This is a genomic window from Umezawaea beigongshangensis (genome assembly GCF_016464305.1).
In the GTDB taxonomy this organism is placed as follows: Bacteria; Actinomycetota; Actinomycetes; order Mycobacteriales; family Pseudonocardiaceae; genus Umezawaea_A; species Umezawaea_A beigongshangensis.
Genome location: NZ_JAEIOJ010000001.1, coordinates 23,160 through 37,710, shown reverse-complemented (window position 1 = coordinate 37,710; position 14,551 = coordinate 23,160). Strand labels below are relative to the sequence as shown.

At 71.3% G+C, this 14,551-nt stretch carries 9 protein-coding genes and 1 pseudogene; 4 read left to right on the top strand and 6 right to left on the bottom strand.

Annotated elements, in window-relative coordinates:
* The first annotated feature begins 52 nt into the window (after positions 1 to 52).
* On the top strand, positions 53 to 1,282 hold the full coding sequence (locus IMZ35_RS00170) for an ATP-binding protein (protein ID WP_199438803.1): 1,230 nt from the start codon (positions 53 to 55) through the stop codon (positions 1,280 to 1,282).
* 66 nt (positions 1,283 to 1,348) lie between these two features.
* Here the strand turns inward: IMZ35_RS00170 and IMZ35_RS00165 are convergent, their stop codons facing one another.
* Together IMZ35_RS00165 and IMZ35_RS00160 are read right to left on the bottom strand one after the other, a co-directional pair.
* Entirely contained in the window at positions 1,349 to 2,701 is a 1,353-nt protein-coding gene (locus tag IMZ35_RS00165) for a CBS domain-containing anti-phage protein (protein WP_229369343.1), read from the bottom strand.
* Entirely contained in the window at positions 2,701 to 3,378 is a 678-nt protein-coding gene (locus IMZ35_RS00160; protein ID WP_199438801.1) for an MBL fold metallo-hydrolase, read from the bottom strand. Before IMZ35_RS00160 ends, IMZ35_RS00165 begins: the two co-directional genes overlap by 1 nt.
* A gap of 132 nt (positions 3,379 to 3,510) precedes the next feature.
* On the opposite strand from IMZ35_RS00160, the pseudogene IMZ35_RS30330 reads away from it, so the two are divergent.
* Positions 3,511 to 4,485 (top strand): annotated as a pseudogene (locus IMZ35_RS30330) (acyltransferase family protein); the annotation flags it as partial.
* A gap of 116 nt (positions 4,486 to 4,601) precedes the next feature.
* Here IMZ35_RS30330 and IMZ35_RS00155 read toward each other — a convergent pair.
* Complete coding sequence (locus IMZ35_RS00155) at positions 4,602 to 5,414, bottom strand: maleylpyruvate isomerase family mycothiol-dependent enzyme (RefSeq protein ID WP_199438800.1); 813 nt, start codon at positions 5,412 to 5,414, stop codon at positions 4,602 to 4,604.
* Positions 5,415 to 5,845: 431 nt separating this feature from the next.
* On the opposite strand from IMZ35_RS00155, the gene uvrA reads away from it, so the two are divergent.
* Positions 5,846 to 8,725 (top strand): excinuclease ABC subunit UvrA, encoded by a 2,880-nt coding sequence (uvrA, locus tag IMZ35_RS00150; RefSeq protein WP_199438799.1) that lies wholly within the window; start codon positions 5,846 to 5,848, stop codon positions 8,723 to 8,725.
* A 222-nt stretch (positions 8,726 to 8,947) separates the two neighbouring features.
* Complete coding sequence (locus IMZ35_RS00145; protein ID WP_199438798.1) at positions 8,948 to 10,183, top strand: hypothetical protein; 1,236 nt, start codon at positions 8,948 to 8,950, stop codon at positions 10,181 to 10,183.
* A 57-nt stretch (positions 10,184 to 10,240) separates the two neighbouring features.
* Here the strand turns inward: IMZ35_RS00145 and IMZ35_RS00140 are convergent, their stop codons facing one another.
* From IMZ35_RS00140 to IMZ35_RS00130, 3 genes are read right to left on the bottom strand one after another with little or no spacing between them, the layout of a single operon-like run.
* Positions 10,241 to 11,638, bottom strand: a complete 1,398-nt coding sequence (locus tag IMZ35_RS00140; protein ID WP_199438797.1) for a GntP family permease — start codon at positions 11,636 to 11,638, stop codon at positions 10,241 to 10,243.
* The gene (locus IMZ35_RS00135; protein ID WP_199438796.1) at positions 11,635 to 13,224 is read right to left on the bottom strand and encodes an N-acyl-D-amino-acid deacylase family protein; all 1,590 of its coding nucleotides are present in this window, start codon (positions 13,222 to 13,224) and stop codon (positions 11,635 to 11,637) included. The genes IMZ35_RS00140 and IMZ35_RS00135 overlap by 4 nt, the downstream gene beginning before the upstream one ends.
* 13 nt (positions 13,225 to 13,237) lie before the next feature.
* On the bottom strand, positions 13,238 to 14,533 hold the full coding sequence (locus IMZ35_RS00130) for an amino acid deaminase (RefSeq protein ID WP_199438795.1): 1,296 nt from the start codon (positions 14,531 to 14,533) through the stop codon (positions 13,238 to 13,240).
* Positions 14,534 to 14,551 lie beyond the last annotated feature (18 nt).

Below are 14,551 nucleotides of genomic sequence, written 5' to 3'. Positions count from 1 at the left end.
CGGTTACTCTCGTCCTGTGAGTGCTCTCGTACAGCGCAACGCAGCTCCGAGGGTGACCGAGCTGCTGGCTTCGTTCCGCGTCGTACTGCTCGGCGGCGCGCGACAGACCGGGAAGACGACGCTGGTGCGCGAGTTGCTCGACCTGCCTGGCCATGCGTGGTTCAGCTTCGACGACGAGGCCGTGCTCGCCCGTGCGGCCGACGATCCGGTCGGTTTCGTGGACGCCTTGCCGCGGCCGGCGGCGGTCGACGAGTTCCAGCGTGCCGGACGCGGTTTCCTGCTTGCGGTGAAGCAAGCGGCCGACCGCGACCGCGCGCGAGGTCAACTGCTCTTGACCGGGTCGACCAACTACCTGGCGGACAAGGGCCTCTCGGAGACCTTGGCGGGCCGCGCCGGGAGGCTGCTGCTCTGGCCGTTGTCGATGGGGGAGCGGCTCGGAGTGCGGGAAACCTTCCTGGACCTGCTGTTCGAACCGGCCCGGTGGCCGGGCCGGTTCGAGCCGTTGCCGCGTGCGGAGTTGATCAGCACGCTGTTGGAGGGCGGGTTCCCCGAGATCGTCACCGAGGGCCTTGCCGGACGTCAGCGCCGGAACTGGTTCGAGGCGTACGTGCACGACGTCGTGTCGAGGGAGGCGCTTCGCCCGATCGCCGAGGTCCGGTTGGAGGCCGAGCTGCGGAAGCTGCTGCGCCTGCTGGCCGCTCGCACCGGTCAGGAGTTGGTCGTCGCGGGAGTCGCCGGGGACGCCGAGGTCGGCCGTGAGACCGCGTCGAACTACGTGACCCTGCTGGAGGCCCTCCATCTGGTGACCTTGCTGCCCGCGTGGTCGACCAACATCACGAACAGGGCGAAGCGTCGCCCGAAGGTGGTGGTCGTGGACACAGGTCTCGCGGCGGATCTCTGCGGTCTCGGCGAGCAGGCGTTCTCGCTGGCCGCCGATGGGACCGCGGCAGGTGCGCTGTTCGAGACGTTTGTGATCACCGAGGTCTTCAAGCAGGCCACGTGGAGCGAGCGGAGCGTGGACCTGTCGTACTTCCGCGACCGTGATGGGGCTGAGGTGGATCTCATCGTGGAGGACCGCAGGTCCGGTGAGCTGGCGGGCTTGGAGATCAAGCTGACCAGCACGCCGACTGCTCGGCATGCCAGGCACCTGATGATGTTGAGGGACCGTCTGGGAAGTCGGTTCACGACGGGTCTGGTGCTCCACGCCGGACCGCAGGTGCTCCCGCTGGGCGATCGGATCTGGGCCGTTCCGGTTTCTGCTCTGTGGCGGTCGGACAGTTGACCACCCGGTCGACCCGTGGGTCTTCACCCAGCGGGTCGACCGGCAGCGGTGTGGGAATCCGATCGGTCAAACGGGCAGGTTGAGCCTCACCATGCGCAGGAGATTGCGCAGCATGTCGACCGTGTTCGGCGGGATGTCTTCCGGATTGAAGTGCGTGATGTCGTTGCGGATATCTCGTATCAACTCCAGGCGTTGACAGAAGAGGACCCGGTCCAGCTTGGTGCTCAGTCGGTTCCACGCATCCGGGTTCTGCAGGGTGCGTTCGTAGTCACCCATGGTCAGTTGATCGAACGACGCGATGTCACGATCTCCGGAAGGATCGCACAGCGTCACGACGTCCGACAGCGGGATATGGCTGGCTACGATGTGGCGCAGCAGTTGGTCCAGTTCTCCGATCAGGAAGAACGGGGTGGCCATGTCGCCGTAAGCGTGCGCCAGGTCGGCCGCCGTCACGATGCCGCTGACTTCGTTCACCTCGTTGCGGACGAAGACGAATCCCACGCTCTGCAGGACGCCGAGGACGTCCACCAAGTCCTGATCGTAAGAGATCTCCTGAGCGTCTGCGATGCAATCTAGTAGTGTTGCGCCCGGATTGATGTGCCGCGCGATGGCAATTGATTTCCAGGTGACCGCGCCAGTCAGTGTGCGCTTGTTGGGCGACAGGACGGCCAGTTGGGAGAAATCGTCGATCTGCATCAGTGTGATCGCCTGCTCGATGGTGCTCTCCCGCGTCACCGCGGTCACCCCGCCGAGCGCGGACGGCAGGTTGCCGACCTTCAGCCCGATCTGTGGCGGATCGTCGTCCCCGGTGTCGTCTTCGAGTTCGGGCGACGTGGGCGACCTGTGCACGTCGAGCACGGAATCGGCCGACGGGTCGGAGGTCTCTTCGGCATCGACCATCGAGAACCGCACCAGCGAATCGAGTGTGACATCCCGGAAGTGCGGGAAGGTTTGCAGCCCTTGGCTCGTGAGGTCCTTCTCGACACGTCTGGTGATCCGAGTACCACGGCTCCGGGCGTTCCAGTGCCTGAGCAGTTCGCGGACTGTGACCGAGACGGCCTCGCCTGCTCTCAGCTGTTCGCCGACCTCGCTCAGGTACTCGTGCGGCGTGTCCGGCGGGGCGGTCCCGGTCGTGGCGTCACGTAGCTGGTTGCGCAGGGACGCCAAGGTCCGGTTCGCGTCGGTGCGCCATGCGATCCAGCCGTTGACCGGGGTTCCACCGGCCGCCTTCGCGGCGTCCGACGGAGTGTCGTACTCCGTGCCATCCGTCAGGACGATGCGTCCTTCTGGTGACACCGTGGCGACGTGTTCCTCGCGTGCCCTGGGGCGGGTGAACCGCAACCGGTCACCCGCACTGATCAACCCTGCTCGCAGAAGATCGCGAACGCTCTCGCGGCGGCTGTCCGGAATCCGCGGCATCACCAACCGCGTTCCCGCCACTCGCCGAGCTCGGGACGCTCCGCTCCGAGCGTGGAGTCGTCCCCGTGGCCGGGGTAGAACCAGGTGTCGTCGGGCAGCTCGCCGAAGACCTGGGTCTCCAAGTCGTCCATCAGGCTCTTGAAGTCCTCCGGGCTCGTCGTCCGCCCGGGGCCGCCGGGGAAGAGCGAGTCGCCCGTGAACAGGTGCGGGTGGCCCGCCGGGTCGCGGTGCAGGACCGCGATCGAGCCCGGCGTGTGGCCGCGCAGGTGGACGATCTCCAGCGGCACGTCGCCCACGTGGATCGTGTCGCCGTGCGACACGTGCTGGTCCGGGCGCACCGGCAGCGGGCCCGCGTCCAGCTCGTGCGCGATCGTGCGGGCGCCGTTCGCCTCGGCCACCTCGGCGAGCGCCTGCCAGTGGTCGGCGTGCTGGTGGGTCGTCAGCACCGCGCGCAGCCGCGGCGACGAGGTGTCGGAGTTCACGAGGTCGGCCAGTCGTCCAGCATCGGCCGCCGCGTCGACCAGCAGCGCCTCGCCGGTCGCGCGGCACACCAGCAGGTAGGCGTTGTTGTCCATGGGGCCCACGGAGATCTTCGTGATGGTCAGCGCGTCGAGCACGCGGCGCGTCGCCGGTCCGCCCGGCTCGACGTGGCCTGTGTAGTCCTGGGATACGTCCACGCCGCCGACCGTAGTCGTCCGGTCACCTTCAGGCTCCCTACAGGTTGACCGCCTACTGTCAAGCAGCCGGAGGGATCATTCTCGCCCCCCGTCCGACGTACGCCGCACACTGCCGAACAGGTCTGCTCACCCGTGTCGAACGCCCCGCAGCCGTCCGCCGCCCCTTCGAGGACCGCTCGCCGGATCGACTGGGACGTCCTGAGAGTGCTCGCCGTCCTGGTGGTGCTGCTCCAGCACGCGACCCACACCGGCCCGTCCCTGCACCCCGAGTTCGGCGCACCGGCCTTCGAGTTCCCCCTCTACGTGGGCGCGAGCACGCTGATGGTGGTCTCCGCGTTCTTCGCCTGCGCCTCCCTGGCCAAGGGGGAGCCCGGCCGGTTCCTGCGCAACCGGCTCGCCCGGCTGCTGCCCGCCTACGCCGCCGCCGTCGTGCTCACCTACCTCGTGCTGCGCTGGTTCGCGCCCGCGGGCTGGAGCCACCTGGAACCCCGTGACGTGGTGGCCAACCTGCTGCTGCTCCAGCAGTGGGTGCCGGGGGTGCGGCAGGTCGACTTCGCCCACTGGACGATCCCGGTGCAGGTGTTCGCCTTCACGGCGGGCGCGCTGCTGTTCGGCCGCCGGGCCGGGCGCGGCCCGTGGCTGCGGGCGCTGCTGTGGGTGCTGGTCCTGGCTCCGCTGGTCGTGCGGTCGTTCGCGGACGGGCCGGGGCTCGTGCAGGCCGCGTTCTACGGCTTCGGCGTGCACCGCGCCCAGCTGTTCGCCGCCGGTGTCGCGATCTGGCTGTGGTCGGTGCGCCGGCTGTCGGCGGCCCACCTCGCCGCGCTGCTCGTCGCCGTCGTCGTGGCGGACGGCGCGCACTCCGCCGAGCCCGTCTCCGCGGTCGGCTTCGGACTGCTGCTGCTCGTGGTGATCGCGGCGGCGGCCGGACCGGACCGGACGCTCCCGCGGCCCCTGGCCAGGCCCGTGTCCTGGCTCGCCGGCATCTCCTACGGCGTGTACCTGGTGCACCAGGAGATCGGCGCGGTCGTCGTGCGCGGACTGGTCGGGCTGGGGTTCGGCCCGTGGTCGTGGCTGGCCGGCTTCCTCGGCTCCGCGGTGCTGCTGGGCTGGGCGCTGACCGTGCTGGTCGAGCGTCCGGCCCACCGCTGGCTGACCGCGCCGGAGCGCGGCGCCGCCCTGGTGCGCCTGCTGCTGGCCCTGCGCCTGCACGCGGTCCGGTGGGTCTACGCCCAGTCGGGCAGCTCCGGCGTGGTGCCGATCAGGCCGGTGCCGTCGTGGCGGCCCGTGAGCCAGGCCAGCACGTCCGCCGCCGAGCCGCGCACCTCGTCCGGGCTCGCGCCGCCGGCGGCCACCTCCCAGGTCCGCTGACGTCCGTCCGGCAGTTCCACGACCAGGCGCAGCGGCGGCGCGTCGTCGTGGGTGCGCAGCACGCACACGGCGTCGTCGACGAACGCCTCCAGGCGCTCGGGCGGCAGATCGCCGAAGCCCGTCCCGACGTTCAGGTCGACGAGGTGGAACCACAGCTCGCGCAGCCGCAGGAACGGCACCCGGTGCGCGGGGATCGAGGCCCCGGCCGGTGGTGAGATCTCCGCGTTCCACGCGCTCGGGGTCAGCGCCTCGGCCGCCGCGGCGAAGCGCAGGCACGCCGAGTCCAGGTCGGCGCGCAGCAGTTGCAGCGGCCGGTTGGCACCCTCCTCGATGTCGGCGTCCCGATCGGCCCTGCTCGCGTAGGCGGGGTGTTCGACACCGGTCTTCGCCCAGGTGAGCAGGTTCACCAGCGCGTCGGCGTTGCGCGCCAGGTGGGTGATGACGTGGGCCCTGCTCCAGCCGGGCAGCAGGCTCGGTGCTCGCACGGCCGTCGCGTCGAGCGCCTCGACGGACTCCTGGACCACCTCGGTCGCGAGCGCGACGCCGTGCAGCAGTTCGGTGACCGGGACCAGCCCCGATGCCTCCTCGCGCGGTGACGGCAGCGAGGCGGACGGGACCGGAGCGGTGGTCTGCGTCGACGGTACCGACGACGCGCTGGCAGAGCTCATGTGTGCGCCTCTCCCCGGCTAGGAGGCTTGTCGTGGTGGAGGAGACCCAGCCTAGGAGCGGGAGCGCTCGGCCCGGTAGAGCCCGTTCGAGGCTGAGCGGTGCACAAGCTCGCTGCCACTCGGTCGAGTGAACTCCGGCGAGGAGGGCGCGGTGTCGCCCACCGGCTCGTCACCACTGGTGCGGAGGGGTCTGCCGGGAGGGGTGATCCGCACCTCGTGCGGTGCTCGCCGGGAATGCGGGGAGGGCACGGGCCGTTGTTGTCGGTGGTCGCCCCTAGCATGGTGAGCGGCCCTCCTCCCGGCCGATCGAACCAGCGGTGCTCCGTGCACCGGGGGCACTGCTCCAGTAGGGTGCTCGAACGTGTGTTCGGTCGTGCGTCGGCGTCGCAGCTGACCCGCCGGGCCGCCACAGACCACCCGAAGGGAACCCAGTGGCCGACCGTCTCGTCGTCCGCGGCGCTCGTGAGCACAACCTGCGCGGCGTCGACCTCGACCTGCCCAGGGACAGCCTCGTCGTGTTCACGGGCCTGTCCGGCTCGGGCAAGTCCAGCCTCGCGTTCGACACGATCTTCGCCGAGGGGCAGCGCCGCTACGTCGAGTCGTTGTCCGCCTACGCGCGGCAGTTCCTGGGGCAGATGGACAAGCCGGACGTCGACTTCATCGAGGGCCTCTCCCCGGCCGTCTCGATCGACCAGAAGAGCACCAGCCGCAACCCGCGCTCGACGGTCGGCACGATCACCGAGGTCTACGACTACCTGCGGCTGCTCTACGCGCGTGCGGGCAAGGCGCACTGCCCCACCTGCGGCGAGGCGATCAGCAAGCAGACCCCGCAGCAGATCGTCGACCAGGTCCTCGCGATGGAGCAGGGCACCAAGTTCCAGGTGCTCGCCCCGGTGATCCGCGGTCGCAAGGGCGAGTACGTCGACCTGTTCTCCGCGCTCCAGGCGCAGGGCTACTCGCGCGCCAAGGTCGACGGCGTCGTGCACTCGCTGGGCGAGGTGCCGAAGCTCAAGAAGCAGGAGAAGCACCAGATCTCCGTCGTCGTGGACCGGCTCTCGGTCAAGGCGAGCTCGAAGCAGCGGCTCACCGACTCGGTGGAGACCGCGCTGCGCCTGGCCGACGGCCTCGTGGTGCTGGAGTTCGTCGACCTGGAGGAGAACGACCCGCACCGCGAGCGCGGCTTCTCCGAGAACCTGGCCTGCCCCAACGGCCACCCCCTGGCGATCGAGGACCTGGAGCCGCGCTCCTTCTCCTTCAACTCGCCCTACGGCGCGTGCGTCGTGTGCACCGGCATCGGCGTCCGCAAGGAGGTCGACCCGGAGCTGATCGTCCCGGACGACGAGCTGTCGCTGGGCGAGGGCGCCATCGCGCCGTGGACGGGCGGGCAGACCGCCGAGTACTTCACCCGGCTGCTCCAGTCCCTCAGCGAGACCGTCGGCTTCCGGATGGACACGCCGTGGCACCGGCTGCCCGCGAAGGTGCAGAAGGCCGTGCTGCACGGCACCGACGAGCAGGTGCACGTCCGCTACCGCAACCGCTACGGCCGCGAGCGCTCCTACTACGCCAACTTCGAGGGCGTCATCCCGTTCCTGGAGCGGCGGCAGGAGCAGACCGAGTCCGAGACCATGCGGGAGAAGTACGAGGGCTACATGCGGGAGGTGCCCTGTCCCGCGTGCCGGGGCACGCGCCTCAAGCCCGAGATCCTCGCGGTGACCCTGCACCACGGCGACCTCGGCGACCGCTCCATCGCCGAGATCTGCGCGATGAGCGTGCGCGAGTGCTCGCAGTTCCTCGACGGGCTGAAGCTCGGCAAGCGCGAGTCCATGATCGCCGGAGCCGTGCTCAAGGAGATCCAGGCGCGGCTGCACTTCCTGCTCGACGTGGGCCTGGACTACCTGTCGCTGGACCGCGCGTCGGGCACCCTGTCGGGCGGTGAGGCGCAGCGCATCCGGCTCGCCACGCAGATCGGCTCCGGCCTCGTGGGCGTGCTCTACGTGCTGGACGAGCCGTCGATCGGCCTGCACCAGCGCGACAACCACCGCCTGATCGACACGCTGACGCGGCTGCGCGACCTCGGCAACACGCTGATCGTCGTCGAGCACGACGAGGACACCATCCGCACGTCGGACTGGGTGGTCGACGTCGGCCCCGGCGCGGGCGAGCACGGCGGTCAGGTCGTGCACAGCGGCACCTACAAGGAGCTGCTGAGCAACGAGAAGTCCCTGACCGGCGCGTACCTGTCGGGCCGCACGCGGATCTCCCTGCCGGAGATCCGCCGCCCGATCGACAAGAAGCGCCAGCTCGCCGTCATCGGCGCGCGCGAGCACAACCTGCGCGGCATCGACGTGTCGTTCCCGCTGGGCTGCCTCGTGTCGGTCACCGGCGTGTCCGGCTCCGGCAAGTCCACGCTCGTCAACGACATCCTCGCGACGGTGCTGGCGAACAAGCTCAACGGCGCGCGGCAGGTGCCGGGCCGGCACACGCGCATCAAGGGCCTCGACCACGTCGACAAGCTCGTGCAGGTCGACCAGTCGCCGATCGGCCGCACCCCGCGGTCCAACGCGGCGACCTACACCGGCGTGTTCGACCACATCCGCAAGCTGTTCGCGGCGACCACCGAGGCCAAGGTGCGCGGCTACCAGCCGGGCCGGTTCTCGTTCAACGTCAAGGGCGGCCGCTGCGAGGCGTGCGCGGGCGACGGCACCATCAAGATCGAGATGAACTTCCTGCCGGACGTCTACGTCCCGTGCGAGGTCTGCAAGGGCGCCCGGTACAACCGGGAGACCCTGGAGGTCCACTACAAGGGCAGGACGATCTCCGAGGTCCTCGACATGCCGATCGAGGAGGCCGCGGAGTTCTTCCAGCCGATCAACGCGATCCACCGCCACCTGCGGACCCTCGTCGACGTCGGCCTGGGCTACGTGCGGCTCGGTCAGCCCGCGCCCACGCTGTCCGGCGGTGAGGCGCAGCGCGTGAAGCTCGCCAGCGAGCTGCAGAAGCGCTCGACCGGCAAGACCGTCTACATCCTGGACGAGCCGACCACCGGCCTGCACTTCGAGGACATCCGCAAGCTCCTCGGCGTGATCAACGGCCTGGTGGACAAGGGCAACAGCGTCATCGTCATCGAGCACAACCTCGACGTGATCAAGACGTCCGACTGGCTCGTGGACATGGGCCCCGAGGGCGGCTCGGGCGGTGGCACGGTCGTCGCCGAGGGCACGCCCGAGGACGTCGCCGCCGTGGAGGAGAGCTACACGGGGCAGTTCCTGCGCAAGGTGCTGGGGGAGCAGGACACCGCCGTGGCGGGCTGAGTCGCCGGCCCCGGCCCTCGTCGAACTCGCCGAGGGCCGGGGCCAGCGCCTCGGCGACGCGCTTCGCGGTGTCGCGACCGGTCGTGACGGCGTGACGGCGGCGTCCGCGCCCGGCGATCCGCGGAACTTCCGCGATCCGCTGAACCTTCTCGCGGCGGGGCTCGTGTCAGGGGCATCTTCGGCCAACGCACACCACGCGGCCGAACCCCGAGGAGGTTCGTCATGATCCGCAAGCGCGTTGCGGTACTCGCCGCGACCGCCGCCGTCGGCCTCACGCTGCTCAGCGCGTGCGGCGGCGGCACGACCGGCGGCACGCAGCCGGCTCTCCAGCAGGAGGCGGGCCCCGCTGCCGCAGCCGCACTGGTGTCGTTGCAGACCGCCGAGGTGGGTCCTCTCGGCGAGGTCCTGACCGACGCGGAGGGCTTCACGCTGTACCGGTTCGACGAGGACACCGCGAACCCGTCCGTGTCCACCTGCGTCGACGCGTGCGCCGAGAAGTGGCCCGCCGTGATCGTCGACCCGGAGAACGTCTCGCTGCAGGGCGTCGAGCAGTCCCTCGTGGGCACGGTGGCGCGCGAGGACGGCACGAAGCAGCTCACGGTCGCCGGCTGGCCCATCTACTCCTTCACGGGTGACACCGCTCCCGGCGAGTGGAAGGGCCACGGCGTCGGCGGCACGTGGTTCGCCGCGACCGCCGAGGGCAAGAAGGCCACCGGCGGCGGTGCCGCCGCGGCCGGTCCCGAGCTGAAGACGGCCGTCGTGCCCGGCCTGGGCACGGTGCTGACGAACCCGGCCGGGCTGACGCTGTACCGCTTCGACGCCGACACCAACAACCCGCCGACCTCCACCTGCGCCGGCGACTGCGCGGTGAAGTGGCCGCCGCTGCTGGCCACCGCCGACCCCGTGCGGGTGCAGGGCGTGGACCAGTCGCTCGTGGCCACGCTCGACCGGCCCGACGGCACGAAGCAGGTCACCGTCGGCGGCTGGCCGCTCTACACGTTCGCGCAGGACCAGGCCCCCGGTGACGCGAAGGGACAGGGCGTGGGCGGCACGTGGTTCGCCGCCGCTCCGGACGGCAAGAAGGCCGTGCAGAACACCGCGCTGAAGCTGACCACGGCGACCGTGGGCGACCTGGGCGTCGTCGCGACCGACGCCGAGGGCATGACGCTGTACCGGTTCGACGACGACACCGCGAACCCGTCGGTGTCCACCTGCGTCGACGCGTGCGCCGTGAAGTGGCCGCCGCTGCTGACCGAGACCGACGACGTCCAGGTGCAGGGCGTCGACCGGGCGCTCGTGGGCACCGTGGTGCGCCAGGACGGCACCAAGCAGGTCACGCTCGCGGGCTGGCCGCTCTACACCTTCGCCGACGACGTGCTGTGCGGTGACGCCAAGGGCCAGGGCGTCGGCGGAAAGTGGTTCGTCTCCACCCCGGAGGGCGAGAAGGCGGGCGTCTGACGGGACGACGACGCCCCGCCGCGCTGACCGCGGCGGGGCGTCGTCGTGCTCGGGCGTCTAGACCAGGACGCTGAGCAGCACGGCCATCGCGAAGCCGACCACCGACAGGATCGTCTCCAGCACCGTCCACGTCTGGAGCGTCTCCTTGACCGACAGGCCGAAGTAGCGCGACACGATCCAGAACCCGCCGTCGTTGACGTGCGAGGCGATGATCGAACCGGCCGCGACGGACATCACGATCAGCGCGAGCTGCGGCTGCGAGTAGTCCAGGTCCGCCACCACCGGGGCCACGATGCCCGTCGTGGTCACGATCGCCACCGTCGCCGAGCCCTGCGCGATGCGCAGGCCGCAGCTGATGACGTAGGCCAGCGCGATCACCGGGAGACCGGCGTCGGACAGCGACGTCGCGAGCACCTTGCCCACGCCGGTCGCCGACAGCACCGCGCCGAAGAACCCGCCGGCGCCGACGACGAGCAGGATCATCGCCACGGGACGCAGCGACGCCCCCGACATGGCGGTGATCTGCTCGCGGGTCATGCCGCGCCGCGTGCCCAGCAGCCAGAACGCCAGCAGCACCGCGATCGTCAGCGCCACCGCGGGGGTGCCGAAGAACGTCGTCACGCCGAGGCCCGTCGAGCCCTTGGGGAGCAGGATGCTGCCGAACGTGCCGGCGAGGATCAGCACCAGCGGGATGCCGATGATGGCGAGCACCAGCGACAGCGGCGGCTCGTCCCCGCGCTCCTCGCCCTCGCGCGCGACCTGCGCCGCGGCGAGCATCTCCTCGGGCACCGACACGTCGATGCGCTTGCCGATCCACGTGGAGTACAGGACACCGCCGACGAACCACGCCGGGATCGCGCAGGCCAGGCCCATGATGATGATCCAGCCGAGGCTCACGCCCAGCAGACCGGCCGCCGCGACGGGACCGGGGTGCGGGGGCATGAACGCGTGCATCACCGACAGGCCCGCCAGCAGCGGCATCGCGTAGAGCACGATGGAGCGGCCGGACTGCTTCGCCGCGACGTACACCAGCGGCGCCAGCACGAAGATGCCGATGTCGAAGAAGACGGGGACGCCGAAGATGAGGCCGGACAGGCCCATCGCGAGCGGCGCTCGCTTCTCGCCGAACGCCCGCAGCAGAGTGCGGGTGAGCACCTCGGCGCCGCCGGATGCCTCCAGGACGGCGCCGAGCAGCGTGCCCAGGCCGATGATGGCGGCGATGTGCCCGAGGATGCCGCCGAAGCCGCCCTCCAGCAGCGAGCCGGAGCTCTTCTGCGCGGAGCCGACGATCTGCTCCACGGGCAGGCCCGCCGCCAGCGCGACCAGCAGGCCCGCGATCAGCAGCGCGATGAACGGCTCGACCTTGAACTTGATGATCATCAACAGCAGCAGGGCGATGCTGACGGCGGACAGCGTCAGCAGCCCTCCGGTCGAGTGCTGCAACCAGTCGATCACCCGCGACTCCTCGTGTTTCGGATGGAATGCCCGGCCAGCGCACCGGTGTGCCTGCCGTCGTCGATCACCGGAACCCCGTTGACCACCACGTGGGGGATGCCGGTGGCCGATTGCCTCGGCTCGTCGAAGGTGGCGGTGTCCGACACGGTGTCCGGGTCGAACAGCACCAGGTCCGCCGCGAAGCCCTCGCGCACCAGGCCGCGGTCGGTCAGGCCCAGCCGCCGCGCGGCCCGGCCCGTCAGGTGCGACACGCACTCCTCCAGGCCCAGCACGCCCAGTTCCCGCACGTAGCGTCCGAGGTAGCGGGGGAACGTGCCCCACGCGCGGGGGTGCGGCCGGTCGCCCACCAGCAGGCCGTCGCTGCCGCCGGTGTGCGCGCGGTGCCGCATGATCGCCCGCACGTTGTCCTCGTGGCCCACGTGCATCAGGCACGACGTGCCGAGCCGCTCGGCGACGAGCACGTCGAAGTACAGCTCGGCGGGCGGTCGACCGGCCGCGGTCGCCGACTCCGCCACGCTGCGCCCCACCAGGTGCGCGTGCTCGGGCAGCCGCACGCCGTTGATCTCGATGGAGCGCCAGTCCACCGGCACGCCGTGGCAGCCGTCGGAACCGGTGTCCTCGATCGCGGCGCGGATCTTCTCGCGGGTGTCCGGGTCGGACAGCCGGGCGATCGTCGCGTCCGGGCCGCCCTCGCCCGCCCAGCTCGGCAGCAGCGCGGACAGGTAGGTCGCGCCGGGCAGGTAGGGGTAGGTGTCGAGGGTGATGTCGGCGCCGCCGTCGATGGCGCGGTCCAGCAGCGCGAGCAGCTCACCGGCCCTGCCCTCGTTGACGGGGAAGTTCATCGTGGCGTGCGCGAGGTGCAGGGGGCAGCCCGAGCGCTGCGACACCTCCACCATCTCCGCGTAGGCCTCCAGCGCGCCCGCGCCGTAGCTGCGGTGGTGCGGGCTGTAGAAGCCGCCCAGCTCGCCGGTGACCCGGCACAGCTCCACGAGCTCGGCCGTGTCGGCGTACATGCCGGGCGTGTAGGTGAGCCCGGAGGACAGGCCGACCGCGCCCTCCCGCAGCGACCGCGCCAGCACCTCCTTCATCGCGTCGACCTCGCGCGGCGTGGCGGGACGGTCGTCCCAGCCGACGCACAGCATCCGCAGCGTGCCCTGCGGCACCAGGTACGCGGCGTTGACCGCGACGCCCCGGTCGAGCCGGTCGAGGTACTCGCCCACCGAGCGCCAGTTCCAGTCGAACCCGGCCGGGTCGTCGTTCCAGCCCGCGAGCTGGCCGCGCAGGGTCGCGAGCACGGCGTCGTCGACCGGCGCGTAGGACAGCCCGTCCTGGCCGAGCACCTCGCAGGTCACGCCCTGCGAGACCTTCGCCAGGTGGTCCGGCGCGGCCAGGACCTGCAGGTCGGAGTGCGAGTGCATGTCGATGAAGCCCGGCGCCAGCACCAGGCCGTCCGCGTCCACGACCCGGCCGCCGGTGACGTGCTCGCCGATCTCGGCGACGCGACCGTCCGCCACGCCGACGTCGGCCCGGTAGCCCGGCGCACCCGTTCCGTCGACGACGCGCGCGCCGCGGTAGACGATGTCCACTTCTGCCGCCTCCCTAGAAGTACGTGCGGACGAGGTCGACCACGCGCGTGCCGGAGACGACGGGCAGCAGCTGCCACTTGTCGAACACCGTGCACGGGTGGGACAGGCCGAGGCCGATCCAGTCGCCGACCTCCACGCCGCCGCCCGGCGGCAGCGACAGGAACGCGTGCTGGTCGTTGAGAGCGCTGATCCGCGCGTCGCGCAGCGGCGACACGACGCCGTGGCGGGTGCGCAGGAGCTGCGGCTCGGGCAGGCCCTCGTCGAAGGACGCGTCGCGCTTGCCGATGGTCAGCAGCGCGAGGTCCTCCTGCGGGTGCGAGGTGACCTGCGCCCACGCCCGCAGCGCGGACCGGAACGGCTGCTCGCCGTCGGTGCGCCCGAACGGGGAGATGCCGCGGTAGAACCCGTCGTCGTGCGTGACGTACGCGCCGCTGCGCAGCAGCGGCAGCACGGGCAGCCCGTCCGGCCACGGCGTCGTGAGCGCCGTGGCCACCTGGTCGAAGTAGGCGCTGCCGCCCGCCGTGACCACGACCTGCTCGACGCCGTCGAACGCGCCGCGCCCGGCGAGCTCGCGGACCAGCGCGCGCAGCGACTCCAGGTAGCCGTCGACGGCGGCCCGCGCCTGCGGCGAGGCGTCGTGGGCGAGCGCGCCCTCGTACCCGGCGACGCCCGTCAGCCGCAGCACCGGGCTGGCCAGGACGGCGTCCGCCACGGCGAGCGCGGTCGCCGCGTCCCGCGCGCCGGTCCGGCCGCCGGGCGCGCCGAGCTCGACGTGCACGTCGACCGGGCGGGTGGGGGAGAGCTGGCCGAGCACCTCGGTCATCCGCGCCACGGAGGCGGTGGAGTCCACCCAGCAGGAGAACTCGAAGCCGGGGTCGCGGTCCAGCTCGGCGGCGAGCCAGCGCAGGCCCGCCGGGTCGACGAGCTGGTTGGCGAGCAGCACCCGCCGCACGCCGAACGCCCGGTAGACGCGCACCTGGCTGGTGTTGGCCGCGGTGATGCCCCACGCGCCGAGGTCGAGCTGGCGCGCGAACAGCTGCGGCGCCATCGTCGTCTTGCCGTGCGGCGCCAGCGCGACACCGCGCCGGGCGCACCACGCGGCCATGGTGGTGAGGTTGTGCTCCAGCGCCTCCGCGTCGAGCACCACGAGGGGCCCCGCGAAGTCGTCGCCGAACAGGTCCAGCCCGGCGTCGGCGACCTCGCCGAGCGTGCTGCCGAACGTCCCGGCGGGCAGCGCCTTGAAGCGCCAGTCGATCCGCTCGGCCCTGATCGCCGCGACCGCGTCGCGGTCGATGACGGCTGCGCCCACGTTGAACCTCCCGTTGCA

Excerpts from the sequence above, each read along its gene's own strand:
- IMZ35_RS00155 (WP_199438800.1), bottom strand. The coding sequence starts at position 5,414 with ATGAGCTCTGCCAGCGCGTCGTCGGTACCGTCGACGCAGACCACCGCT.
- IMZ35_RS00145 (WP_199438798.1), top strand. The coding sequence starts at position 8,948 with ATGATCCGCAAGCGCGTTGCGGTACTCGCCGCGACCGCCGCCGTCGGC.
- IMZ35_RS00165 (WP_229369343.1), bottom strand. The coding sequence starts at position 2,701 with ATGCCGCGGATTCCGGACAGCCGCCGCGAGAGCGTTCGCGATCTTCTG.